Genomic DNA, 23,339 nt, shown 5'->3' on the forward strand with positions numbered 1-23,339 from the left:
TACCTTCAGGCCTCGATCGCCGCCCGGGCTTCCTTCACCGCCGCCTCGAAGGCGACGAACGCCGTGGTCGCCGAGTCCCAGGTCTGGCTGCGCACGTGGCGGACCAGGGCGGCCGCCTGCTCGCGGGCCTGCGCCAGGGGCTTCTCGATGGCGGCCGACCGCGTCGCGTCCGCGGGGATGCCCTCCGGCGGCGTGTCGGTCGAGCGCATGCCGACCAGGGTCGCCGCGATGGCGCGCCGCCACGCGGCGCAGTCCGCCGACAGGCGGATCACCCGCTGATCCGCGGCGGTGCCGGTCTGCCGGTCGAGCAGGGTGCGGCCGAGATCCTCGATCCGTCCGAGTTGCGCGAGGGCGTCGCCGATCTCGCGGCGGGCCTTGTCGGTCCCTTCCGCGATGCGGCCGACGTTCTGGGCGATGTCGCCGGTGGCCTGCATCTGCTGGCCGAGGATCTCGGAGGCCTCACGCATCTGCGCCGCGACGTTCGCGACGGCGCCGCTCTCGGCCTCGACGCGGGCATTGGCCCGCACCATCGCGGACGCGCCGGCCTCGACGGCGTTGCGGCTGCGCGTCACGGCGGCCTGCATCGCCGCCATCTCCTCGCGCAGGCCGCTGACCCGCGCCCGGATCTCGTCCGTCGCCTTCGCGGTCTGCGCCGAGAGCGTCTTCACTTCGGCGGCGACCACCGCGAAGCCGCGGCCGGCCTCGCCGGCCCGCGCCGCCTCGATCGTGGCGTTGAGCGCCAGCAGGTTGGTCTGGGCCGAGATCGCCGCGATCGTGCCGGCCATCTCCTCGATCCGCAGCGCCGCGGTGGAGAAGCTGTCGAGCCGGCTGCCGATCTCCTCGGTGCCTTCCTCGATCCCGCGCATGCCGTCGGTGGCGCGATGCAGGTCGCCCACGCAGGTGGCGATGCCGGCCCGGGCCGTCTCGGCCATCTCGGCCGCCGACGAGGAGCGGGCGGCGATCTCACCCGTGGTCGCGGCGAGCTCCTCGCTGGCGGCCGCGATGAGTCGGGCCTGCTCGGCGGTGCCGGAGGCGTCGTGGGTCATCCAGCCGATCGAGGTGCCGGCGTCGGACGCGGAGGCGGACAGGCGCGCCAGGAGAGTCAGCCATTCCCGATCGACAGCCGGCTCCGCGACGGGCGTCGGGGCCGTCTCGACTGGCAAGACCGCCGCCGTCTCGACCGGGGCGGTCGCCGTCACCGGGGTTGCTAGCGCGTCAGGGATCTGACGCTGCCGGCGCAAACTGAACATGCGGGCCTCTCCGACACTCTAATCGGGGCGCATGGTCACACAGAACCTTCAACCAATGGTGAAGGATAGACCAGTCTCTCGACAAGCGTTGCGGGGCATCGGTGCAGCGCAACACGTCTACTTCGAGAAGTTGCGCCCCCAGATAGCGCTCTATCAGGGGGCGCAATGCTTCATTCGCCGGTCAGGGCCGCCTTGGTGCGCGACCACCAGCCGGCGCGCTTCGGCCGGTCCGGATCGGACGGCGGCGTCAGCACGATCGCCACGGGCTCGGGCGCCGGCTCGGCGGGAGCGGCCTCGGGCGAGCCGGCCTCGGCCTGCGCGCCGACGGTCGCCCGATCGGCCGCCGGCGCCGCGGACTCGACCGGGGCCACCGGCAGGTCCACCGCGGTCTCGGTCCGGTCCTCGGCGGCCGCGGCTGGCGCCGCCTCGATCGCCTCGGCCACAGCCTGGGCGCTCACCGGCTCCTCCGCCGACAGGGCGACGACATCGCCCGCGGCTTCCGGCGCGTCGTCCGTCTCGGACGCCTCGCGGGTGCGGCCCTCGCTGCGACCGCGGCCGCCCCGGCGCCCGCGGCGGCGGCGACGGCCGCCCTCGTCCTCGGACCGCGCCGCCTCGTCCGAACCCGCGACGGCCTCGTCGGCCTCGCCGGCCTCCGCGGCGACGGCCGCAGCGGGAGCCTCGGTCCCGGCCGGCCGCGCGCCGTCCCAGTCCCCATCGCTCCGTTCCGCGTCCGAACGGGCGTCGTCGCGGCCGTCGTCCTGCTGGTCGTCCTGATCGTCGTCGCCGCGATCGTCCTCGGCGCGCCCGTCCTCGCCGCGGCCCTCCTGGCGACCGCCGCGCCGGCGGCGGCGACGGCGGCGGCGGCGGCCCTCGCCCTCCTCGCGCGACCCGTCCTCGCGGGCCTCGGCGCGGCCCTCGTCGGCCTCGCCCTCGGCGTCGGTCTCAATCTCGGTCTCGGCCTCGTCGGCCTCCTCGTCCTCGTCGTCGAACTCCATCGCGGGCGAGATCGCCTGGGCGCGCACGCCCGTGACTGGGCCCTCCGCCCGCTGGGCCGGCTCACCGCGGTCGAGCTGGAACGGTGTGGTCGCCGCCAGCCGCTCGTCGGCCGCGATCGTGATCGTCACGCCGAAGCGCACCTCGAGCTCGCGCAGGTGTCCGCGCTTCTGGTTGAGGATGTAGAGCGCGATCTCGGTGCGGGTGCGCAGGACGAGGTTGTGGGAGGCCGACTTGAGCAGCACCTCCTCGATCGAGCGCAGGATGTGCAGCGCCACCGACGCGGTGGCGCGCACGAAGCCCGAGCCGCCGCAATGGGCGCAGGGGATCGAGGAGGATTCGAGCACGCCGGTGCGGATCCGCTGGCGGCTCATCTCCAGGAGGCCGAAGGGCGAGATCCGGCCGACCTGGATGCGGGCGCGGTCGTTCTTCAGGCACTCGTTGAGCTTCTTCTCGACGGCGCGGTTGTTCCGCTTCTCCTCCATGTCGATGAAGTCGATGACGATCAGGCCCGCGAGGTCGCGCAGCCGGAGCTGGCGGGCGACCTCCTCGGCGGCCTCCAGGTTCGTCTTGAGGGCGGTGTCCTCGATGTCGTGCTCGCGGGTGGCGCGGCCGGAGTTCACGTCGATCGAGACCAGGGCCTCGGTCGGGTTGATCACGAGGTAGCCGCCGGACTTCAGCGAGACGTGCGTGGAGAACATCGCGTCGAGCTGCTGCTCGACGCCGAAGCGGGCAAAGATCGGCGTCGAGTCGCGGTAGGGCTTCACGACCTTGGACTGGCCGGGCATCAGCATCCGCATGAAGTCCTTGGCCTCGCGGTAGGCGTCCTCGCCGGCGACCAGAACCTCGTCCAGATCCTTGTTGTAGAGGTCGCGGATGGCGCGCTTGATCAGCGAGCCCTCCTCGTAGACGAGGGCCGGCGCCATCGAGGTCAGCGTCAGCTCGCGGACCGACTCCCACAGGCGCATCAGGTACTCGAAGTCGCGGGCGATCTCGGGCTTGGACCGCGAGGCGCCGGCGGTGCGCAGGATGACGCCCATCCCCTCGGGCACCTCCAGGTCCTGCACGACCTCCTTCAGGCGCTTGCGGTCGGCCGCCGAGGTAATCTTGCGGGAGATGCCGCCGCCCCGGCCGGTGTTGGGCATCAGCACCGAGTAGCGGCCGGCGAGCGACAGGTAGGTGGTGAGCGCCGCGCCCTTCGTGCCACGCTCCTCCTTGACCACCTGCACCAGGATGATCTGGCGGCGCTTGATCACCTCCTGGATCTTGTACTGGCGGCGGTAGTGGCGCGGACGCTCGGGGATCTCGGCCAGCGCGTCGCCGTTGCCGCCGACCTGGGCGATCTTGGGCTCGGCGTCGGGATCGTCGGACTCCTCGTCCGAGTCGTCATCCTCGTCGGACTCGTCCTCGTCGTCCTCCGACTCGTCCTCATCCTCGTCGTCGTCGGATTCCTCGTCGTCCTCCTCCGAGGCCTCGTCCGACGCTTCGGCCGACGGGCCGGCGGCGGTCGGCGCGGTCTCCTCGGCCTCGCTCGCCCCGGCCTCGCTCTCCTCCGTCACGATCGCGTGCGCGGCGGTCTCGTCCGGCGCGTCGGACACGGTCAGCGCCTCCGCCACGGCGATGCGGGCCTCCGGCTCGGAGGGGGCGTCCTCGGACGGGGCGGAGTCGGCGGCGACCGGCTCCGACGCGGCGGGGGCTGCCTGCGCCTCGACCGGCGCGGTCTCGGGCTCGGCGGCCTGCGCCGGCTCACCCTCCGGGAGGTCGCCGGCGGCGGCCTCGGAGGCGAGGGCCTCCTGCACGGCCTCGGGGTTCTCGGACAGCGTGTCGGGCTGGACGGCCGGGTCGATCCCCGACTCGTTCCGGATCTCGGCCTGGTCCTCGCTCTCGGGCGCCGCGTGCGTGTCCTCGGCGCTCACGGTCTCGTCGGCGCCGCGGGCGCGGGCCTCGGCACGGCGGCCGCGGGACCGGCGCGACGACGACCGGCGACGGCGCTCCTCGCGCTCGCGGTGCTCCTCGGCGTCGCGGGCCTCCTCTTCGAGGAGTGCCTGCCGGTCGGCCAGCGGGATCTGGTAGTAGTCGGGATGGATCTCGTTGAAGGCCAGGAAGCCGTGGCGGTTCCCGCCGTACTCGACGAACGCCGCCTGGAGCGACGGCTCCACCCGGGTGACCTTGGCGAGGTAGATGTTGCCGCGCAGCTGGCGCCGGTTGGCGGCTTCGAAGTCGAACTCCTCGACCCTAGACCCGTGGACCGTGACGACCCGGGTCTCCTCCGGGTGCATCGCGTCGATCAGCATTTTGTTGGCCATGTCGGACTCTCGGCATGGCGGCCGACGTCGTTCTCCGTGCCCGTGGTCCCGGCGGCGCCTCGCCCGACGTCAATGCTGTCGGGCGGGATGCCGGCCTCGTCGCCGAGGCGGATGGGTTCGAGGGGAAATTGCCGTCAACCGCCGTTCGGCGCCCTGGGCGCCTGGGGTTGAAACAGGCCGGGCGGACGGACGGACCGGCGTGACGCACCGTTTGCGCCTCCGGGGCACGCGCAGCCTTATGCTGGGCCGTGCGTCCGTCCATCGTGGTCCCGACCTCGCGAAACAATCTCGGCCGGCGGGGGACCGGCCGTGAATTCCTGGGTGCGGCGGAGGATCTCCGCCGCGTCGTGCGACACCTGCCCGATCGCGGGCGGCACATGCCGCCGCCAAGCGGACCGACAGGGCCCGCCGCGACACCGCGACCGCTTTCGCGAGGAATTCGGTCACGTCCGCGGGCCGTTGCGGCGACCGGCGGGACCGGAGAGGGGTCGACATCATTACAGACCGCTGCGCGGATTTGGCAAGGGTCAACGTGAATAGATGTCACGGGCCTGTCACGGCGCGCGCGGCGCTACGCGACAGGCGTGTGCCTACTCCGCCGCTTCGAGCCGCGGCGTCACCCCGGCGAGCGCCGCGGGTTTCGGGCCGCCGGTCGCCCAGTCGAGCAACTCGACCGTGTGGACGATCGGGATGCCGGTGCCCTTCCCGATCTGCGTGGCGCAGCCGATGTTGCCGGTGGCGATCACGTCGGGGCGCACGCGCTCGATGTTGGCGACCTTCCGGGCGCGCAGCTTCGCGGCGAGCTCCGGCTGCAGGATGTTGTAGGTCCCCGCCGAGCCGCAGCAGATGTGGCCCTCGGGCACGTCCTTCACGGTGAAGCCCGCGCGCTTCAGCAGCGTCTTGGGCTCGAGGCGGATGCCCTGGCCGTGCTGCATCGAGCAGGCCGAGTGGTAGGCCACGACGAGGTTGGTCTCGGCCACGGGGGCCAGGTCGAGCAGCGCGAGGTACTCGGTCACGTCCTTGGCCAGGCTCGAGACCCGCCGCGCCTTCTCGGCGTAGGCCGGGTCGTCGCGGAACATGAAGCCGTAATCCTTGATGGTCGTGCCGCAGCCCGAGGCCGTGACCAGGATCGCGTCGAGGCCCTCGGCGATCTCGGCGTCCCAGGCGTCGATCGCCTGCCTAGCATGGGCGTGGGCCGAGTCCTCCTTGCCCATGTGGTGGGTCAGCGCCCCGCAGCAGCCCTCGTTCGCGTGCACCACCTCGATCCCGTGCCGGTTGAGCAGCCGGATCGCGGCGGCGTTGAAGTCCGGCCGCAGGACGCTCTGGGCGCAGCCGCGCAGGAGGGCGACGCGCCGGGCGGGCGTCCCGGCCGCCTGACCGCCCGCCGGCGGGAACCGGCCGGGCCGGTTCGTCGGCTCGCGGGGCGGCGCCCCGGCCGGCGCGAGGTCGAGCATGGCCGCGAGGCGGTTGCCGACCCGCGGCAGCCGGGCCACCAGCCCCCGGAACGGCGCGCCGAGCTTGGCGGCGGTGAGCGCGAGGCGGAAGCGCCCCGGATAGGGGAGGACCTGGGCGAGGAGCGCCCGCAGGAACCGGTCGCCGGCGGGGCGCGCGTAGGTCTCCTCGATATGGGCCCGGGCGTGGTCGACGAGGTGCATGTAGTGCACCCCCGACGGGCAGGTGGTCATGCAGGACAGGCACGAGAGGCAGCGGTCGACGTGCTTGACCACCTCCTGCGAGGCCGGCTTGCCGCCCTCCAGCATGTCCTTGATCAGGTAGATCCGCCCGCGCGGGGAATCGAGCTCGTCGCCGAGCAGCAGGTAGGTCGGGCAGGTCGCCGTGCAGAAGCCGCAATGCACGCAGGTCCGCAGGATCTTCTCCGAGGCCGCCATGGCGGGATCGGCGAGCTGGGCGGGGGCGAAGTTGGTCTGCACGGGTCGCGTCCTCGGCGCCACGGCTCCCCACGCTCGGGGAGGGGCGGGATCTGAAGCTTCAGAGTCCGGCGTACATCCGGCCGGGGTTGAGCACCCCGGCGGGGTCGTGCGCCGCCTTGATGCCGGCGGTGAGCCGCATCAGCGGCTCGGCCAGCGGCTCGAACACCGGCACGGCGGCGCGCACGGCGTCGGGGGCCCGCACCAGCGTGGCGTGGCCGCCCTGCGCCCGCACCGCCCGGCGCACCGTCGCGGCGCCGGCATCGCCCGCCGCGCCGGTGGCGAGCCAGATCAGGCCGCCGCCCCAGTCGAAGAACCAGCGCGCGTCGCGCTCGGCCGCGACCGCCGCCGCCAGGGCCGGCCCGCGGGTCGGCGCGGTGGAGATCCGCCACAGGGCGGCCTCCCGCGGCTCGGCGAGCGGCGCCGCGTCGCGCACCGTCCGCCACAGGGCGGCGCCGGTCTCGCCGTCGATGATCTCGGGCTGGCCGTAGCGCTTCAGCAGGCGCCGCAGCTCGCCCGTGCGGTAGTCGATGGAGTCGGAGAAACCCTCGAGGCGCATCAGGGTCCGCGCCTCCGGGGCGCCGATCCCGGCCGGCAGGTGCGCGGCGCCCGTGAGCTCGAAGGGCGAGCCCAGCGCCTCCGACAGGGCGGTCACCGCCCGCGTGTCGTCCAGGCCGGAGAAGACCAGGGTCGCCACCCGCTCGCAGGCGGGCAGCACCTTGAAGGTGACCTCGGTGAGGAGGCCCAGCGTGCCGTGGGCGCCGGCCATCAGCTTCACGAGATCGAGGCCGGTGACGTTCTTCATCACCCGGCCGCCCGACTTGATCGCCTCGCCGCGCCCGTTGACGAAGCGCACGCCGATCAGGCTGTCCCGGGCGGCGCCGGCATTGATCCGCCGGGGGCCGGCATTGTTGATCGCCGCCACGGCCCCGAGGGTCGGCTCGCCGGCGGTGCCGTACAGGCCGCGCAGATCCATCGGCTCGAAGGGCAGCATCTGGCCGCGGGAGGCGAGCAGCGCCTCGACCTCGGCGAGCGGCGTCCCGGCCCGGGCCGCCACCACCATCTCGGCGGGCTCGTAGAGCGTGACGCCGGTGAGCGCCTGCGCGGAGAGCGTCGCGCTATCCTGTGCGGGCCGGCCGAGCCCCGCGGCGGTGCCGCCGCCGGCGAGGCGCAGGCCCTCGCCGCGCCCGGCGGCCGCCCGCACGATCTCCCCGGCCTCCGCCTCGGTGCCGGGCTCGTAGACGCCCATCGTTCCCGTCCCGGTCCTGTTTGTATCCATTCCAGGACGGGTGTCGCCGGATCCGGCGGCGGATTCAAGCGCAGGCGGAGTCGCGGGGTTTCAGCGGCGGGATTTCCACTGCGCCGCCTTCGCGTGAGCCTACTCCGCCGCCACGGTCCGCGCCGGGCGCAGGCGCGCCAGGACCTGACGGCGCAGGCCGGCGATGTCGAAGATCCAGACCAGGGCGCCGTAGAGAACCATCCCGGACGGGACCAGCACGGCCAGGGCGGTGGCGGGCGGCAGCTGCCGGAAGGGGGCGAGGGCGAGCCCCATCGCCGCGCAGGCGAGCGCGGCGACGCCGATCTCGCCCCAGGGCAGTACGATGCGCCCCGGGCCGGTGAGGGCGCGCCAGCCGAGCCACGTTCCGGCGGCGGCGAGGCCCGCGGTCTGCGCCACCGCGACGCCGAGCCCGCCCATCCGGTCCGGGAGGACCAGCAGGCCGGCGCCGTTCACCGCGAGGCCGACCAGGGCGGCGGCGACCACCGGCAGGGTCTTGCGGCGGATCTGGAAGACCGGGTTGAGGGCGTAGAACATCATCGCGAGGCAGAACAGGCCCGGCATCAGCACGGTGCTGTAGGTCTCGAACGGTCCGCGATAGGCGTCCGGCACCACCAGGCCCTGGAGGGCCGGCAGCACCGCCCAGAAGCCGACCGCGCAGGGTGCCAGCAGGGCGAACACGGTGCCGGCATTGGCGGCGACCTGCGCCTCTGCGGCGGCGCGGCCGCTCTGCTCCTCGGCCTGCACGGCGAACTGGAACAGCAGCAGGTCGAGGGCGGTGCCCAGCGTCATCAGCGAGCGCGAGGTGACGTCGGCCGCCAGGGCGAAGTAGCCGGCCTCGGCGAAGCCGGCATGGCCCGCGATGGCGCCGCGATTGACGAAGGCCAGGCACTGGTAGGCGGTGTTGGCGGCGATCAGCGGCAGGCCGTAGCGCGCGAAGACCCGCCAGGTCGTCGACAGGCGCGGCCGCTCGAGGGGCGTGCGCGGGTCGCGCAGGGGGTGGCGCAGCACCGCCACCGCGAGGAGCTGGCTGAGCCCCGCCGCCGCCAGCACCCAGGCCGGCTGGGGCAGCCACCACGCCGCCGCGGCCATCATGGCGAAGGACAGGACGTTCTTCACCGCCACGAGGCCGAGATAGAGCTTGCCGTCGAACCGCGCCCGGGCGAGGGCCGCGTGGTAGTCGAACACGCCGATGCCCAGGGCCGCGAGTCCGGTGCCGCACAGGACCGCCTCGCGCCCGTCGGCGCCGCCGGCGAAGCCGAAGGCCCCGCACAGGGCCGCGGCGGCCAGGAGCAGCGCGCCGATGCGCAGGTAGGCCCGGTCGAGCCCGTGGCGGATCCACGGCTCGTCGACGCGCACGCGCCCCGAGTAGAACCGCGTCGCCGACAGGCGCAGCCACTCGAACAGCACCGTGTTCAGCACGATGGCGCCGGTGGTCGCGAGGGCGAACCGGCCGAAATCCGCCGGGCCCAGCAGCTTGGCGATCAGCAGGCCGAGGACGAAGTTGAGCCCCGCATTGATGACGAAGGCGACGATCACGGCCATGGACGGCGACTCATGCGCGGCGGGATTGCCCCCGCCCGTTGCGTACGCTGTAGCGCGCGAGCCGTAAGACTCCCCTAAACGGGCGAGATCGGGGCGGAGACCCGCGCGGCTCCCGGAACCGTCCGGTCACGCGGCCCGGACGGTGTCGAGGAAGCGCGCGACCTCGGCCGCGAGCGTCTCGGACTGGCGCGACAGCGCGGACGCCGCCGCGAGCACCGCGTTGGCCGCCCGGCCGGTCTCCTCGGCGGCCCCCGCGACGCCGAGGATCGTGCGGGTCACCGCGCCGGTGCCGACGGCCGCCTCCCCGACGTTGCGGACGATCTCCCGGGTGGCCGATCCCTGCTCCTCCACCGCCGCCGCGATCGCGCTCACCACGCCGCTGATCTCCCGGATCCGCTCCGCGATCGCGCCGATCGCCGCCACGGCCCCGCCGGTCGCGCCCTGGATGCCGGCGATCTGGCCCGCGATCTCCTCGGTCGCCCGGGCGGTCTGCGCGGCCAGGGCCTTCACCTCGCCGGCGACGACCGCGAAGCCATGACCCGCCTCGCCGGCCCTGGCGGCCTCGATCGTGGCGTTGAGCGCCAGCAGGTTGGTCTGCCCGGCGATCGCCGCGATCAGCCCGACCACGTCGCCGATCCGCGCGACCGCGTCGCTCAGGTCCCGGACCATCGCGCCGGTCTGCCCCGCTTCCGCGACGGCCCCCTGGGCGAGCCGGGTCGATCCCTCGACCTGCCGGCCGATCTCCTCCACGGAGGCGCCGAGCTCCTCGGCCGCGGCCGCCACGGTGCCGACGTTGGTGGCGGCCTCCTCGGCGGCGGCCGCCACGGTGCTGGACTGGCTGGCGGTCTCGGTCGCGGTGGCCGTCATGGTCTGCGCCGTGCCCTGCAGCGCGGTGGCCGCGTCCGAGACCTGGGCGATGACGCCGCCGACCGTCCGCTCGAAGCGCTCGGCCATCGCCCGCAGGTCGGACCGGCGCCGTGCCTCCGCCGCCTGACGCGCCTCGGCGGCCTCGGATTCGAGCTGGCGGCCGCGGATGAGGTTGTCCTTGAACACCTGGACGGCCCGCGCCATGGCGCCGATCTCGTTGCGGTAGGTGCGCGCCGGGACCGTGACGGAGGCGTCCCCGTCGGCCAGCGCCCCCATCGTGGCGGTCAGCACCCGGAGCGGGCGCAGCACGCCGCCGAACAGGGTCCACAGGCCGAGGGCCACCAGCAGGATCACCGCCAGCAGCGCCGCCCCGCTGCGCGCGACGTCGCCCCGCGCGTCCTCGGCGAGGGCTTCGGCGCGCGCCACCATCGCGTCGAGGGCCGCGTCGCAGAGGGCCACGAGGGAGCGCTGGTTCACCGTGTTGCGGTCGCGCAGCTCCGCGAAGGTGTGGCGCGGGGGCGCGTGGGTGCTGAGCGCGTCGAAGACCGCCCGCGCGATGGCCTCGGTGTCGCCCTCGAAATTGGCGGCCTTCGCCCGCTCGTACGCGGCCCGCACCGTCTCCGAGACGTCGACCGCGGCCTCGGTGGTGCGGCGCCACGCGGACAGAAGCTCGGTCCGCTCCGCCGCCGCCGCGACCGTCTCGGGCAGGGACCACGCCGCGCCGGCGACCAGCGAGGCCTGTACCCGGACCGCGACGTTGCCGCTGGCGACGCGCGTCTCCCAGGCCGCCTGCTTGAGGGCGAGATAGCGCTGCAGCACCGGATCGGACCGGGGAATGGCCGCGTCGACCGCCTTCAGCGTGGCCGTCAGCGCCTCGAGCAGGTCCTGGAAGGCGGCCATCGCGGCGTCCCGCAGCGCCGGGTCACGCCGGGCCAGCGGCAGCCCGAGGGCCGCGTCGATGCGGGGGCGCAGGTCCGCCATCGCCGCCTGCGCGGTGCTCAGGCGCTCGAGCGTCGCGCTGACCGCCGGCTCTGCCAGATCGCCCAGGCTGCGCCGGGCCCGGCCGTAATGCTCGGTCAGCGCCTGCCGGCTCCCCGCGATGGTCGACAGGGTCTTCGCGTCCGCCGGCGCCTCACCCCCGAGGGCGAGCGTCGATCCGCGCTCGAGCCGCAGCGGCAGGATCGTCCGGAGGAGGCCCTGGCTCGCCTGCGTCAGGGTCAGGGCTCTGGCGGCGCCCGCCGCCCGCGCCCGCGCGTCGACGAGTGTCCGCACCGCGTTGCCCAGCGCCATACAGGCCATGATGACGATCACCAGGCACAGCAAAGTCCGGATCGAGAAGCGTCCCAGCCAGCGAGTCATCGGTGAGATCTCATGTCCCGCGATGCTCTGTCTTAGAACGTAAGGTTTTGTCAGGCAATCGACCGAAATTATTCGACAGAAGTACGGATTTATAGGTCGATGATCGACCTAATTGTGAAGTAATATGGGACAAAGACCAGAATTGGCGAGGATTGTCGGGAATTGGACCGCATTCTCGCGTGACGATCTCGGCGCGGTCGCCGGCCGCGCGGCGGGTTTGTGCCGGTCCGTGGCGCGGCGCGAGGGACCAGGTATCCTGCGGGCGCACTCCCGAAGAGCCGCAGGTTCAGCGCTGTCGGCCTGCCGGTGCCCCCGCGATGACGGAGTGTGGCGCGAGGACGCGCCTGGCCGGATCTCGCTATCGCCGGGACGGTGTGCGGGCCAGCCGGCGGCTGGGCGGTGGTCCGCGCGGCAGTCCGCGCGGCGCCTACAGCGCGCGCTCGTAGCGCCACGCCTCCATCCCGTCCTCGTAATAGTCCGGCCGCACGGCGAAGCGGGTGTAGCCCCGGCGCTCGTAGAGGCGGATGCCGGCGCCGTTGTCGGCGCGCACCTCCAGCCGGAGCCGGTCGCAGCCCTCCGCGCGGGCGCGGGCCTCCGCGGCGTCGAGGAGACGACTGCCGAGGCCGAGGCCGCCGCGATTCGGCGCCACCGCGATCGAGGCCAGCCGGGCGATCCGGCTGCCGCGCCGCCGCTCCAGCACCGCGGCGCCGACGAGCACCGGAACGGGATCCCGGTCCGGCGGGTCGATCAGGGCCGCCAGCACGTCCATGGAGGGCGAGCGGATCGCGTGGCGGATCGCCCGGCGCTCGGCCCGGTCGGTGGCGAAGGCGGCGTGCTCCAGGGCGACGAGGGCGTCGAGATCGGCGAGCGTGGCGGTGCGAATCGCCGGCTCGGGGAGCCCGTCGCCGACCGGGCTGCGCAAGGGGGCGCTCATGACCGGGCGCTCACAGGGAGGCGCTCACGCCCGCGCCGTCGCGGTGAATCTGGTCGGCCCGGCCATCGCTCGCTCGCTCGCCTGAGTACTCTGCCCCGTCCGGTCAGATGCCCGCTTCCGCCCCGCTTGGGAAGCCCGCACGGCCCCGTCGACGCGGTCGGGGCGCGTCGTCGATGCGTCGTTTTTGCAACGGAGCGCGCGGGGTGTGGATTGCGGGCGGAAAAGCGGGCGTTCCGGGGCGGTTTCCCCTTGTCGCGCGGGTCCCGTCTCCGTATATGCGCCGTGCCCAATTTCGCACGTGCCTGTGGCCGCGTGTCGGTTGGTGGGCATCCGGTCAACTGCCGGACAGCCGCCAGGGGTCTTAAAGGATCGATGGTCGCAAGGGTGGATCCCTACGGCCGGCATCCAGGTGGCAACACCGGACCCCGACAACAACCGGCAGCCGGAGGCGAAACCGGCGAACCCCGCTCTCCACGGGGGACGCAGCTTAAAGCAACGACGAACGGGCTTTTTTGGTCTCGTCGGCCCTCCACAGGCCGGCACCGAAGAGGCTTGTTTCTCTTTGCCCGGCGTGCGGTGGGGGTCCTCCCTTCCAATCCACGGCAGCTTCCGGGTGCTCTGCGCCCGCTCCGACGCACGCGTCTCCAAAGCGCGTGGGTCCGCGCGACGCATCGCCCCCTGACGCCGGCGGCCCGTTCGGGCCGTCATCTTCGACAGCGCGCCCCGCGTAGGGCGCTCGCGAACCCGTGCCGGGAGACGACCATGACCGACCGCATCCGTGACTTCCTGCGCGTGCGCCGCGACCTCGGTCAGGACGAGGGCCCCGTGATGGTCCTCGACCTCGACGTCGTGCGCGACAACTACACCGCCTTCGCGCGCTCCCTGCCGGACACCCGCGTGTTCTACGCCGTGAAGGCGAACCCGGCCCCCGAGGTGCTGCGCCTGCTCGCCGAGATGGGCTCCTGCTTCGACACCGCCTCGGTGGCCGAGATGGAGATGGTGCTGGCCGCCGGCGCCACCGCCGACCGGATCTCCTTCGGCAACACCATCAAGAAGGAGCGCTGCATCGGCCGCGCCCTGAAGCTCGGCATCCGCCTGTTCGCGGTCGACTGCCAGGCCGAGGTCGAGAAGATCGCCCGGGCCACCGACGCGCTGGGCGTGCCGGCGGGCGAGGTGCGGGTGTTCTGCCGCATCCTGTGCGACGGCGCGGGCGCCGACTGGCCGCTCTCCCGCAAGTTCGGCTGCGTGCCCGAGATGGCCGCGGACGTGCTGGAGCACGCCCACCGCCAGGGGCTCGAGGCCTACGGCATCTCGTTCCACGTCGGCTCGCAGCAGGGCAACACCGAGGCCTGGGACGGGGCGCTCGGCTCCGCGGCGGCGATCTTCCGCGAGTGCGCGGAGCGCGGCATCGGCCTCTCGATGGTCAATCTCGGCGGCGGCTTCCCGACCAAGTACCTCAAGGCGGTGCCGGGCGTGGAGAGCTACGGAGAGGCGATCTTCCGGGGCCTGACCAAGCATTTCGGCAACCAGATCCCCGAGACGATCATCGAGCCGGGCCGCGGCATGGTCGGCAATGCCGGCCTGATCGAGGCCGAGGTCGTGCTCGTGTCGAAGAAGTCCGCCGAGGCCGACGAGGTCCGATGGGTCTACCTCGACATCGGCAAGTTCGGGGGGCTCGCCGAGACCATGGACGAGGCGATCCGCTACCCGATCCGCACCGCGCGGGACGGGGAGGCGACCGAGCCCTGCGTCATCGCCGGCCCGACCTGCGACTCGGTGGACGTGCTCTACGAGCGGCAGCTCTACCCGCTGCCGGTCTCGCTCTCGATCGGCGACAAGGTGCTGATCGAGGGCGCGGGCGCCTACACCACGACCTACGCGGCGGTGGCCTTCAACGGCTTCCCGCCCCTTCAGCAGATCGTCATCTGATCCTTCCTAGGATCAGGACGGGTTCCGGCTGAGGGACGCAGGCTCCTCCGTCCTCGCGAGCGGAGCGAAGCGATCCAGGGACGCGCGACGCCTTCCGACGTTTCGCTGCCCTGGGTCACGTCGCTTCGCTCGTGATGACGGGGAGGGCGACCCGGCCGGACGCTGACGTCCACCACCGCGTCGACCGAGGGCGTCCGGCTCTCGGTCACAGACAATCGCTTCTCCCGCTCGCCGGCCCGGGGAGGGCACAGCCATGATCGAGATCCGCGCGGAGCATCTCCACGACGTCCCGGCGCGCGAGCGCCTGCTCGACGCGTGCTTTCCCGGCAATCGGCGCGCCAAGACCTCGGAGCGCCTGCGCGAGGGCCGCCTGCCGGCCCGCGGCCTCGCCTTCGCGGCGACCCGGGCGGGACGGCTCGTCGGCACCCTGCGGCTGTGGCACGTCGAGGCCGGGCTCGCCCGCCCGGCGCTGCTGCTCGGCCCGCTCGCCGTCGATCCGGCAATCCAGGGCCAGGGGCTCGGCTCGGTGATGATGCAGGCGGCCCTCGGCCGGGCGGAATCCCTCGGACACGGCGCCGTGCTGCTGGTCGGCGACGCGCCCTACTACGCGCGCTTCGGCTTCGACCGGGCGCTCGCGGAGGGCCTGACCCTGCCGGGGCCGTTCGAGCGCGCGCGCTTCCTCGGTCTCGAGCTGCGCGCGGGCGCGCTGGCGGGCGCCGAGGGGATGGTCCGGGCGACCGGCGTGCCGGCGCCGGTGGGCGCGGTGGCCAACGAGGCGGGGGTGGCGCGACGACGCGCCGCCTGAACGGGGCTTCGGCGCTCCGCCGATCTGAGGCGACGAACCGTCTTCGCGAGCGGAGCGAAGCGAGCCAGGGTCGCGCCCCGCTCAATGACGCCGCGCTGCCCTGGGTCGCTTCGCTGCGCTCGCGATGACGGCGTGCAGAGCCGGTATGCTCCGTGGGGCGACCGCATCGACCGCCTTGGCCAGCCCCATGCATTGCGCACGCCGCCCGCGATCCCGCATAGACGGTCCGCCGGCCTCCCGGAGAAGGTTGCTCGACCGATGCAGATCGCCACGCCCTACCTGATGTTCCTGGGCGACGTGCCCGACACGCTGGCGGCCAAGACCGCCTACGGGATCAAGGACTGGCGCCCCGAATGGTGCGTCGGCCAGATGCGCCTGCCGAGCTGCGCCGCCGATCTCGGCATCCCCGACATGACCCTGCCCGAGGCCCTGGCGAAGGGCTGCCGGACCCTGGTGATCGGCGTCGTCAACGCCGGTGGCGTCCTGCCGGACCACTGGGTCAAGGAGATCGTCGCGGCGATCGAGGCCGGGCTCGACGTGGCGAGCGGCCTGCACGTGAAGCTCGGCGCGGTCCCGGCCATCGCGGAGGCCGCCGCCCGCCGCGGCCGCCAGCTCCACGACGTCCGCCACACCGACGAGCGCTTCCCCACCGGCAAGGGCACGAAGCGGACGGGGCGGCGCCTGCTCACCGTCGGCACCGACTGCTCGGTCGGCAAGAAGTACACCGTGCTGGCCCTGGAGCGCGGCATGCGCGAGCGCGGCCTCGACGCCGATTTCCGCGCCACGGGCCAGACCGGCGTGTTCATCTCCGGCCGGGGCGTCGCCATCGACGCCGTCGTGGCCGACTTCATCTCCGGCGCCGTCGAGACGATCTCGCCCGAGGCCGAGCCGAACCACTGGGACCTGATCGAGGGCCAGGGCTCGCTCTACCACCCGTCCTTCGCGGGCGTGAGCCTCGGCCTGCTCCACGGCGCGCAGGCCGACGCCTTCGTGGTCTGCCACGAGCCGACCCGCACCAACATGCGCGGCGTGAAGCACCCGCTTCCGACCATCCGGCAGGTGATCGACCTCACCGTGCAGCTCGGCAGCCTGACCAATCCGGGGATCAAGCCGGTCGGCATCGCGGTGAACACCCAGGCGCTCGCAGAGGGCGAGGCCCGGGCGCTCCTCGACGCGCTCGGCTCCGAGCACGGCCTGCCCGCCACCGACCCGGTGCGCTTCGGCGTCGACGGGCTGGTCGACCGGATCGTCGCCGACTTCCCGGCGATCTGATACCGCTTCCCTGTGCCGGCTCTCACGCCGTCCTTGCGAGCGGAGCGAAGCAATCCAGCAGCGGCATGCCAACCGGCCGCTCGCTGCCCTGGGTCACTTCGCTCCGCCCGTGATGACGGAGCGGGCTGCATCGACCGCAGGCTTGAACCGGAGACCGTACGACATGGCCCGCCGCCTGACCCTCGCCGTCGAGCGCTTCCCGATCGCCGGCGCCTTCACGATCTCCCGCGGCAGCCGCACCGAGATCGCCGTCGTGGTGGCGACGATCGCGGACGGCGACGCGGTCGGGCGCGGCGAGTGCGTGCCCTATCCGCGCTACGGGGAGAGCGTCGAGAGCGTCAGTGCCCTGATCGAGGGCCAGGCGGAGGCGATCGCGGCCGGGATCGGGCGGGACGCGCTCATGACCCGCATGAAGGCGGGCGCCGCGCGCAACGCCCTCGACTGCGCGCTGTTCGACCTCGAGGCGAAGCGGCAGGGCCGTCCCGCCTGGGAGATCGCGGGTCTCGCCGAGCCCCGGCCGGCCATCACCGCCTACACGCTGAGCCTCGGCACGCCGGCGAGCATGGCGGAGGCCGCCCGCAAGGCCGCCCACAGGCCGCTGCTCAAGGTCAAGCTCGGCGGGGACGGCGATCCCGAGCGCATCGCCGCGGTGCGGGCCGGCGCGCCGGAATCCCGGCTGATCGTCGACGCCAACGAGGCGTGGCGGCCCGAGAACGTGGAGGCCAACCTCGCGGCCTGCCTGCGAGCGGGCGTCGCGCTGATCGAGCAGCCGCTGCCGGCCGACGCCGACGCCCTGCTCGCCGAGATCCCCCACCCGGTGCCGGTCTGCGCCGACGAGAGCCTCCACGACCGCGCCGGCCTCGACGCGCTGGCCGGGCGCTACGACGCGATCAACATCAAGCTCGACAAGACCGGCGGCCTGACCGAGGCGGTGCTCCTCGCCCGCGAGGCGCGGGCCCGGGGGCTCTCGATCATGGTCGGCTGCATGCTCGGGACCTCGCTGGGCATGGCGCCGGCGGCGCTGCTCGCCAACGACGCGGAGTTCGTCGACCTCGACGGGCCGCTGCTGCTGGCCCGGGACCGTGACCCGCCGCTGCGCTACGAGGGCAGCCTGATGCACCCGCCGACGCCGGACCTCTGGGGCTAGGGCCCGCGGCGGGGTGGTCGTCGTCCGCGGTCCCGAGAGGGTCCCGCGCGATGTCCCGGAGGCGCCACCCTGTGGAGATCCCGGGTGCGGAGGATAGGGATCGCCCCGCCTGTCACCGGCGGGGCCTCACAAAGGGTTTGGGATTAGGTATACCAGAAGGCTTGCCTTCCGCTCGCCCGGCTGCCATCCATCGCACGTGCGCTTGGGGCCGTGGCGTGGACGCGCTGTTCCCAGCAGCCAGACAACACACAGCAAGTCTCAATGCTGGGGAGGACCGACGTGGCCAAGAACATCCTGATCCTGGGGGCCTCCTACGGCTCGCTCCTGGGCACCAAGCTCCTGATGGCCGGTCACAACGTGACCCTGGTGTGCCGGCGGAAGACCGCGGACCTGATCAACCGCGAGGGGACCGAGGTCCGCATCAAGCTGCGCGACGAGAAGGAGCACCGCGCGATCCACTCGCGCGATCTGCCCGGCAAGGTCGACGCGATGCCGCCGGAGGACGTCGACGTGTCGCGCTACGACCTCGTCGGCCTGGCCATGCAGGAGCCGCAGTACAACAACCACACGATCCGCGTCCTCATGATCAAGATCGCGGCGGCGAAGCTGCCGTGCCTGTCGATCATGAACATGCCGCCGCTGCCCTACCTCAAGCGGATCCCGGCGCTCGCCGCCATGGACCTCGAGGACGCCTACACCAATGCCGGCGTGTGGGACCGGTTCGAGCCGGGTCTGGTGTCGCTCTGCTCCCCCGATCCGCAGGCCTTCCGGCCGCCGGAGGAGGAGGCGAACGTCCTCCACGTCGGCCTGCCGACGAACTTCAAGGCCGCGACCTTCGCGGACGAGGCCCATAACCGGCTGCTCCGGGAGCTTGAGGCCGACATCGACGCCGTGCGCCTCGACGGGCACGACGTGCCGGTGAAGCTCAAGGTGTTCGACTCGCTGTTCGTGCCGCTGGCCAAGTGGTCGATGCTGCTCACCGGCAATTACCGCTGCATCACCCCGGGCGAGCCGCAATCCATCCACGACGCCGTCCACGGCGACCTGGCGCGGTCGCGGGCGATCTACGACCACGTCGACGGCATCGCCCGGAAGCTCGGCGCCGACGCGGCCGACCAGGTGCCGTTCGAGAAGTACGCCAAGGCCGCCGAGAGCCTGCTGAAGCCGTCCTCAGCGGCGCGGGCCGTGGCGAACGGCGCGCCCTACATCGAGCGGGTCGACCTGCTGGTGAAGCTCATCTCGCACCAGCTCGGCGAGCCGAACGCCGAGATCGACCGCACCGTCGAGACCGTCGACCGCAAGCTCGACGAGCGCATCATCGAGGGCTGACGGGCGCTGCCTTCGCTTCGCTCCGTCATCACGAGCGGAGCGAAGTGACCCGGGGCGGCGCGCCATCGGTCGGCGTGGCGCCGCTGGATTGCGTCGCTGCGCTCGCAAAGACGGTGGCGAGGTCTCCAACCGGAAACGGTATCACTCCGCCAGATCCAGAAAATGCCGCCCCTGGCGGTCGTCGATCTCGACGATCCAGAGATCGGAATCGAACCGGATCTCCTTGGTCAGGCGCTCCTCCACGTCGAGCGGGCTGCCGCCGGTGACGATCGCGGCGAAGCGGCGGTCGCCGCTCTCCTCGGCCTCGAACAGCGCTTGCGGCGCCGGTCCGTAGAGGTCGGCGCTGCCGTCGAGCCGATCGACCTTCACGAAGATCGCGCCCGCCTCCGCGGATCCGCGCCGGCGCAGCACCGCCGGGATGCCCGCGACGTCCAGACGCCGCAGATGGGCCGAGACCCAGAAATCGGAGCGCAGGCGCATGCGTCTGTAGCCCTGTGAATCGCGCGGCCCGCGCCGCGGGCGGGCGATCCGGCGCGGCGGTCGGCCCCTGAAACCCGGCCGGTTGTGAGCGGCGCAAGCCCCGCCATGCGCGAAAGCGCCGGCACGGGCAAGCGCGGATGCGCGACGCCGCCCGTCTAGAGCAAACGGCTCAGCGCGGCGAATAATCCGCCAAAAAATCCAGTATTTTTCGGGATTAAAAAAGAATTGAACGATGTGCGTCAGCGCACATCTATAGTATTTTCTGCCGCCTAACTGAGCAAAGGGCGCCCGAATTCGCATGCCACGATGATTTGAGGAGCAATCCGATGCGGAAAATGACCTCGCTCGCGACGCTGATCGTCGCCTGCCTGTGCTTTGCTGTGCCGTCGGCCCACGCCCGTCCGGAGACGCTCATGGATTTACTGGGCCACCGCGACTCCGCGTCCTGCCCGCGCTACCAGCGGACGCCGAGTGATGCTTGCAACATCGTCGTGCACCGGCCCGGCGGTAATCCCACGCAGGACATGACCGGATCGATCGGCCACGCGAAGTCCTGGCAGGCCAATGGCGGCCCGCGCTGCAAGACGATCTGCCGGTTCACCGGCACGCAGTACTGAGGGACGCGCTCTCACGACGACCGGCGCCCGCACCGCTTCCGCGGAGCGGGCGCCGCTTCCGTCCCGCTAGCCGTGGCCCGCCCGCGCCATCAGCTCGCGCAGGGTCCGGCCCGTCGCCTCTCCGGTCACCGGCAGCTTGGCGCCGCGCTCGAACTTCTCGATCGCCGCGCGGGTGCCGGGGCCCATCGCGCCGTCGGGCTTCACCGCGTATCCGAGCTTCGACAGCGCCTTCTGGGCGCGCAGCACCGGATCGCCGTCCTTCTCGGACTTGGCCGCCTTGGCGTCCGTCTCCTTCGCGGCCGGCTTGGAGGCCGGCCGAACCGGCGACGCCTTCGGGGTGACCGAGGCGGTGGTCTCCTCGGACCGGATCAGCTCGCCGATCGCGTCCCGGGCCGCCGGCTTGGCGGGGACCGGCGTGGCGGCGCGGTCGGCCTCGATGACCCGCACCGGATCCCGCGCGGGTTCCCGGAGGGCCTCCCTGGCGGCCGGCGCCGCCTCGCGGGGGGCGGGCACCTTCTGGGCGAGCTTCGGCAGGATCGGCGCCGGGTGGCGCCCGGTCTGGTAGCCGAGGGCGTTGACGCAGACGAAGCCCGCCGCGCCGAGGGCGACGAGGCTGCCGAGAACGGCGCCCGGGCTGGTCCGGCAGGTGGCGCCCGTCGCCTTCAGCGCGCCGACGAGCACGGCGCGCCAGTCGCCCTGGACCGCGGGGCGGCGCGGCGCGGCGCGGCGCGCGCGGCCGGGTTCGCCCGGTACGGTGATCTCGCGGTAGCCTGACATCATGTCTCCTTCCGGGGATCTTCGGGTCAGCCGGTGCGGCGCAGGACCGGGTCGGCCGGGGCCGCGGCGAGGCCCGGCTCCGCGTCGAACAGGCCGAGCGGCAGGCGCACCACGCGGCGGGGGACCGGGGCGCCGCGCACGGCCGTGCGGATCGGGGCCGGGCCGTGGGCGGCCGCGGGGGCCTGGCAGACGAGGGGCAGGGTGACGGTCACCACCGTCCCGGCCTGGGGCGCGCTCTCGATCAGCAGGGAGCCGCCGTGGAGGCCGACGAGCCCCTGGACCACCGACAGGCCGAGGCCGGTGCCCTCGTGCTGGCGCTTGTAGCCGCCGCTCCCGGCCTGGAAGAACGGGGTGCCGAGCTTGGGCAGGTCGTCCGCGCCGATCCCGACGCCCGTATCGGCCACGACGATGTCCAGGGTGCCGGCGCCGCGCCGCAGGGACAGGTCGATGCGGCCGCCCGCCGGGGTGAACTTCACGGCGTTCGAGATGAGGTTGATCAGCACCTGCCGGCAGGCGGCGGGATCGGCCGTGATCTCCACCGGTCCCGACGGGGCGGCGGTGACGACGACGCCGGCGGCGTCGGCCTTCAGGCGCATCATGTCGCAGCAGGCCCGGAGCAGGTCCGCGATGTCGAACGCCTCGGGGGCGCAGTCGAAATTGCCGCTCTGGATCCGGCTCATGTCGAGCAGCGTGTTGACGACGCCGAGCAGGTGGTGGCCGGAGGCGCCGATGATGCCGGCATATTCCCGTGCCTGGACCGGTCCGAGGCTGACGGCGCCTTCGCCGGCGAGGACCTCGGAGAAGCCGATGATCGCGTTGAGCGGCGTGCGCAGCTCGTGGGTGACGTTGGCCAGGAACCGGCCCTTGATCGCGTCGGCCCGCTCGGCCTCGGCGCGGGCGCGCTCCAGCTCGACGGCGTGCCGGTGGTGCTCGGTCATGTCGCGGGTGACCGCCACGACCGCCGTGGCGGCGTCGTGCGCGCCGTGCTCGATCCGGTGGGCGCGCATCTCGGCGTAGATCAGGCTCGCGCCGTCGGCGCGGCCGGTCTCGGGCTCGACGTGCAGGCGCAGGGGCAGGGTCGCGGGCCGGCCGGTCGCGGCGACGTCGCTCACCGCCTTGAGGAAGGCCGGGCGGTCGGCGACGTGGACGCGCTCCAGCAGGCCGTGGCCGCGCAGCCGGGCCGGGTCGCTGCCCAGGAGCCGGACGGCCGAGACCGAGGCCTCCAGCACGCGGCCGTTGCGGTCGTGCCAGGTCACGAGGTCGTCGATCGCCGAGAGCAGCAGCCGGTCGCGCGCCTCGTTGTCGCGCAGCCGCTCGCGCCAGACGCCCTCGTTGCGCATGTGCTCCAGGGCCTGTGCGGCGACGTGGCCGATCGCCGTGATGGCGAAGGCCGGCAGGGCGATCGCGGCCGAGATGTCCATGACCGGCAGGGAGCCGGCCCAGGCGCCGAGGGCCACCACGGTCAGGACGCCGAGGACCGCCATCGCGGCGGCCGCGATCGTCGCGCGGAGCGAGCCGGAGACCAGCGCCTCCAGGGGGATCGCCACGAGCCAGACCGCGGCGGGCGAGGTGACGCCGCCGGTGACGCCCGCCAGGGCGACGACGAGGCCGGTCAGGCCCGCCGACGAGACCGCGTGGGCGACCCAGAGGGATCCGGTGCGCGTGAGGAGGACGGCGGCGAAGACCGGCAGCAGCAGGCTCGCGATCGCCAGGACCTCGAAGCCCGACGGCACCCCGCGCCACAGCAGGTAGGGCGGCAGCCCGGCCATCATCACGGCGCCGGTCGCCAGCCGCGACACCAGGAAGCGCTGGTGGCGCGCGCGGGCGGCCGGATTGTCGACCACGGATTCGTGGACGAGGCCCGCGAGCCGGTCATCGATCAGCGACGTCAGGACGGTCTTGATGGTCAAGGTTGGCACGCGTCGCGCTGGCTGCGTTCCCGCATCCGTCGCGCCTCCGGTTCGACTTCGAACGACTACCGGACGGTCGCAGAGCCGGCTTAAACGAGTGTTGCGGGACTTGTCCGAATGGCCGGGATGCTTTCCGCAAGGTAACCAGCCGATCGCGAACAAGCTTCATTCACCATCGTGCGGGAAAGCTCGGGTTGGTAGAGGCCCAGTTCACGAAATCCGTCGAATGCTTCGCGCGATCTCGAGCGGAGAAACCGTTCCATGACCGTCCTGCTGCGCGCCGCGCTGGTGATCGGCGTGCTCTCCTACTTCGCCATGCTTCGCACCGGAGCGGACCCGGCCGCGGAGGCCCGCAGGCTCGCCGGGGCGGTCCCGAGCGCCCAGGCGGTCGTGCCGGCCGCCCTGGAGGCGGTTCCGCCCGAGACCCGGGACCGGGCGGTGCGCGCCGTGCTGGCCCGCGGCCTGATGGCGGAGCTGAGCCGCCGCGCCGCGGAGGCGCCCTCGAACGACACCCTGCAGGAGACCGACCGGCAGCCCGCGTGGCGGGGCGCCGATCCGGAGAGCGATCCGCAGAACGATCCGAAAAGCGATCCCCGGACCGGCCCGCGCTGACGG

At 73.1% G+C, this 23,339-nt stretch carries 17 protein-coding genes; 7 read left to right on the top strand and 10 right to left on the bottom strand.

The genetic code is table 11. The annotated features are described in order from the left end of the window. Nucleotides 1-5: 5 nt before the first annotated feature. From ACLBYB_RS21300 to ACLBYB_RS21330, 7 genes are all read right to left on the bottom strand, one after another. A complete protein-coding gene (locus ACLBYB_RS21300; RefSeq protein ID WP_100251517.1) occupies nucleotides 6-1,250 on the bottom strand; it encodes a methyl-accepting chemotaxis protein in 1,245 nt (414 codons plus the stop codon). 170 nt (nucleotides 1,251-1,420) lie between these two features. After that, entirely contained in the window at nucleotides 1,421-4,549 is a 3,129-nt protein-coding gene (locus tag ACLBYB_RS21305) for an Rne/Rng family ribonuclease (RefSeq protein WP_447699972.1), read from the bottom strand. 590 nt (nucleotides 4,550-5,139) lie between these two features. Then, nucleotides 5,140-6,480, bottom strand: a complete 1,341-nt coding sequence (glcF, locus tag ACLBYB_RS21310) for a glycolate oxidase subunit GlcF (protein WP_447699973.1) — start codon at nucleotides 6,478-6,480, stop codon at nucleotides 5,140-5,142. 58 nt (nucleotides 6,481-6,538) lie between these two features. Further along, the gene (locus ACLBYB_RS21315; RefSeq protein ID WP_447699974.1) at nucleotides 6,539-7,726 is read right to left on the bottom strand and encodes an FAD-binding protein; all 1,188 of its coding nucleotides are present in this window, start codon (nucleotides 7,724-7,726) and stop codon (nucleotides 6,539-6,541) included. A 129-nt stretch (nucleotides 7,727-7,855) separates the two neighbouring features. After that, nucleotides 7,856-9,298, bottom strand: a complete 1,443-nt coding sequence (locus ACLBYB_RS21320) for a lipopolysaccharide biosynthesis protein (protein ID WP_447699975.1) — start codon at nucleotides 9,296-9,298, stop codon at nucleotides 7,856-7,858. 126 nt (nucleotides 9,299-9,424) lie between these two features. Then, nucleotides 9,425-11,524: a methyl-accepting chemotaxis protein gene (locus ACLBYB_RS21325; RefSeq protein ID WP_447699976.1), complete on the bottom strand. Its 2,100-nt coding sequence runs from the start codon at nucleotides 11,522-11,524 to the stop codon at nucleotides 9,425-9,427. Nucleotides 11,525-11,951: 427 nt separating this feature from the next. After that, the gene (locus ACLBYB_RS21330) at nucleotides 11,952-12,458 is read right to left on the bottom strand and encodes a GNAT family N-acetyltransferase (RefSeq protein ID WP_447699977.1); all 507 of its coding nucleotides are present in this window, start codon (nucleotides 12,456-12,458) and stop codon (nucleotides 11,952-11,954) included. Nucleotides 12,459-13,220: 762 nt separating this feature from the next. On the opposite strand from ACLBYB_RS21330, the gene ACLBYB_RS21335 reads away from it, so the two are divergent. The 5 genes from ACLBYB_RS21335 to ACLBYB_RS21355 all read left to right on the top strand — a co-directional run bounded on the left by ACLBYB_RS21335 (nucleotide 13,221) and on the right by ACLBYB_RS21355 (nucleotide 18,940). Further along, nucleotides 13,221-14,387 (top strand): type III PLP-dependent enzyme, encoded by a 1,167-nt coding sequence (locus tag ACLBYB_RS21335; RefSeq protein ID WP_020091146.1) that lies wholly within the window; start codon nucleotides 13,221-13,223, stop codon nucleotides 14,385-14,387. Between the two features lie 253 nt (nucleotides 14,388-14,640). Next, nucleotides 14,641-15,192 carry a GNAT family N-acetyltransferase gene (locus ACLBYB_RS21340; RefSeq protein ID WP_091928083.1) on the top strand — a complete coding sequence of 184 codons (552 nt, stop codon included), beginning with the start codon at nucleotides 14,641-14,643 and terminating at the stop codon, nucleotides 15,190-15,192. Nucleotides 15,193-15,450: 258 nt separating this feature from the next. Continuing rightward, nucleotides 15,451-16,464 carry an N-acetyltransferase DgcN gene (dgcN, locus tag ACLBYB_RS21345; RefSeq protein ID WP_447699978.1) on the top strand — a complete coding sequence of 338 codons (1,014 nt, stop codon included), beginning with the start codon at nucleotides 15,451-15,453 and terminating at the stop codon, nucleotides 16,462-16,464. Nucleotides 16,465-16,627: 163 nt separating this feature from the next. After that, nucleotides 16,628-17,611, top strand: a complete 984-nt coding sequence (gene dgcA, locus ACLBYB_RS21350) for an N-acetyl-D-Glu racemase DgcA (protein WP_447699979.1) — start codon at nucleotides 16,628-16,630, stop codon at nucleotides 17,609-17,611. Between the two features lie 279 nt (nucleotides 17,612-17,890). Continuing rightward, entirely contained in the window at nucleotides 17,891-18,940 is a 1,050-nt protein-coding gene (locus ACLBYB_RS21355) for a ketopantoate reductase family protein (RefSeq protein ID WP_091675797.1), read from the top strand. A gap of 141 nt (nucleotides 18,941-19,081) precedes the next feature. Here ACLBYB_RS21355 and ACLBYB_RS21360 read toward each other — a convergent pair whose 3' ends face one another. After that, nucleotides 19,082-19,420 carry a DUF1491 family protein gene (locus tag ACLBYB_RS21360; protein ID WP_020091141.1) on the bottom strand — a complete coding sequence of 113 codons (339 nt, stop codon included), beginning with the start codon at nucleotides 19,418-19,420 and terminating at the stop codon, nucleotides 19,082-19,084. A 326-nt stretch (nucleotides 19,421-19,746) separates the two neighbouring features. Here ACLBYB_RS21360 and ACLBYB_RS21365 point away from each other — a divergent pair, with 326 nt between their 5' ends. Further along, a complete protein-coding gene (locus tag ACLBYB_RS21365) occupies nucleotides 19,747-20,037 on the top strand; it encodes a hypothetical protein (protein WP_447699980.1) in 291 nt (96 codons plus the stop codon). Between the two features lie 66 nt (nucleotides 20,038-20,103). Here the strand turns inward: ACLBYB_RS21365 and ACLBYB_RS21370 are convergent, their stop codons facing one another. Then, nucleotides 20,104-20,814, bottom strand: coding sequence for a peptidoglycan-binding domain-containing protein (locus tag ACLBYB_RS21370; RefSeq protein ID WP_447699988.1), 711 nt, complete (start codon nucleotides 20,812-20,814; stop codon nucleotides 20,104-20,106). 26 nt (nucleotides 20,815-20,840) lie between these two features. Next, complete coding sequence (locus ACLBYB_RS21375) at nucleotides 20,841-22,733, bottom strand: sensor histidine kinase (RefSeq protein ID WP_447699981.1); 1,893 nt, start codon at nucleotides 22,731-22,733, stop codon at nucleotides 20,841-20,843. A gap of 252 nt (nucleotides 22,734-22,985) precedes the next feature. Between ACLBYB_RS21375 and ACLBYB_RS21380 the strand changes: the two genes are divergently transcribed. Then, nucleotides 22,986-23,336 (top strand): hypothetical protein, encoded by a 351-nt coding sequence (locus ACLBYB_RS21380; RefSeq protein WP_447699982.1) that lies wholly within the window; start codon nucleotides 22,986-22,988, stop codon nucleotides 23,334-23,336. The last annotated feature ends 3 nt before the right edge of the window (nucleotides 23,337-23,339 follow it).

Source organism: Methylobacterium sp. D54C, assembly GCF_053345595.1.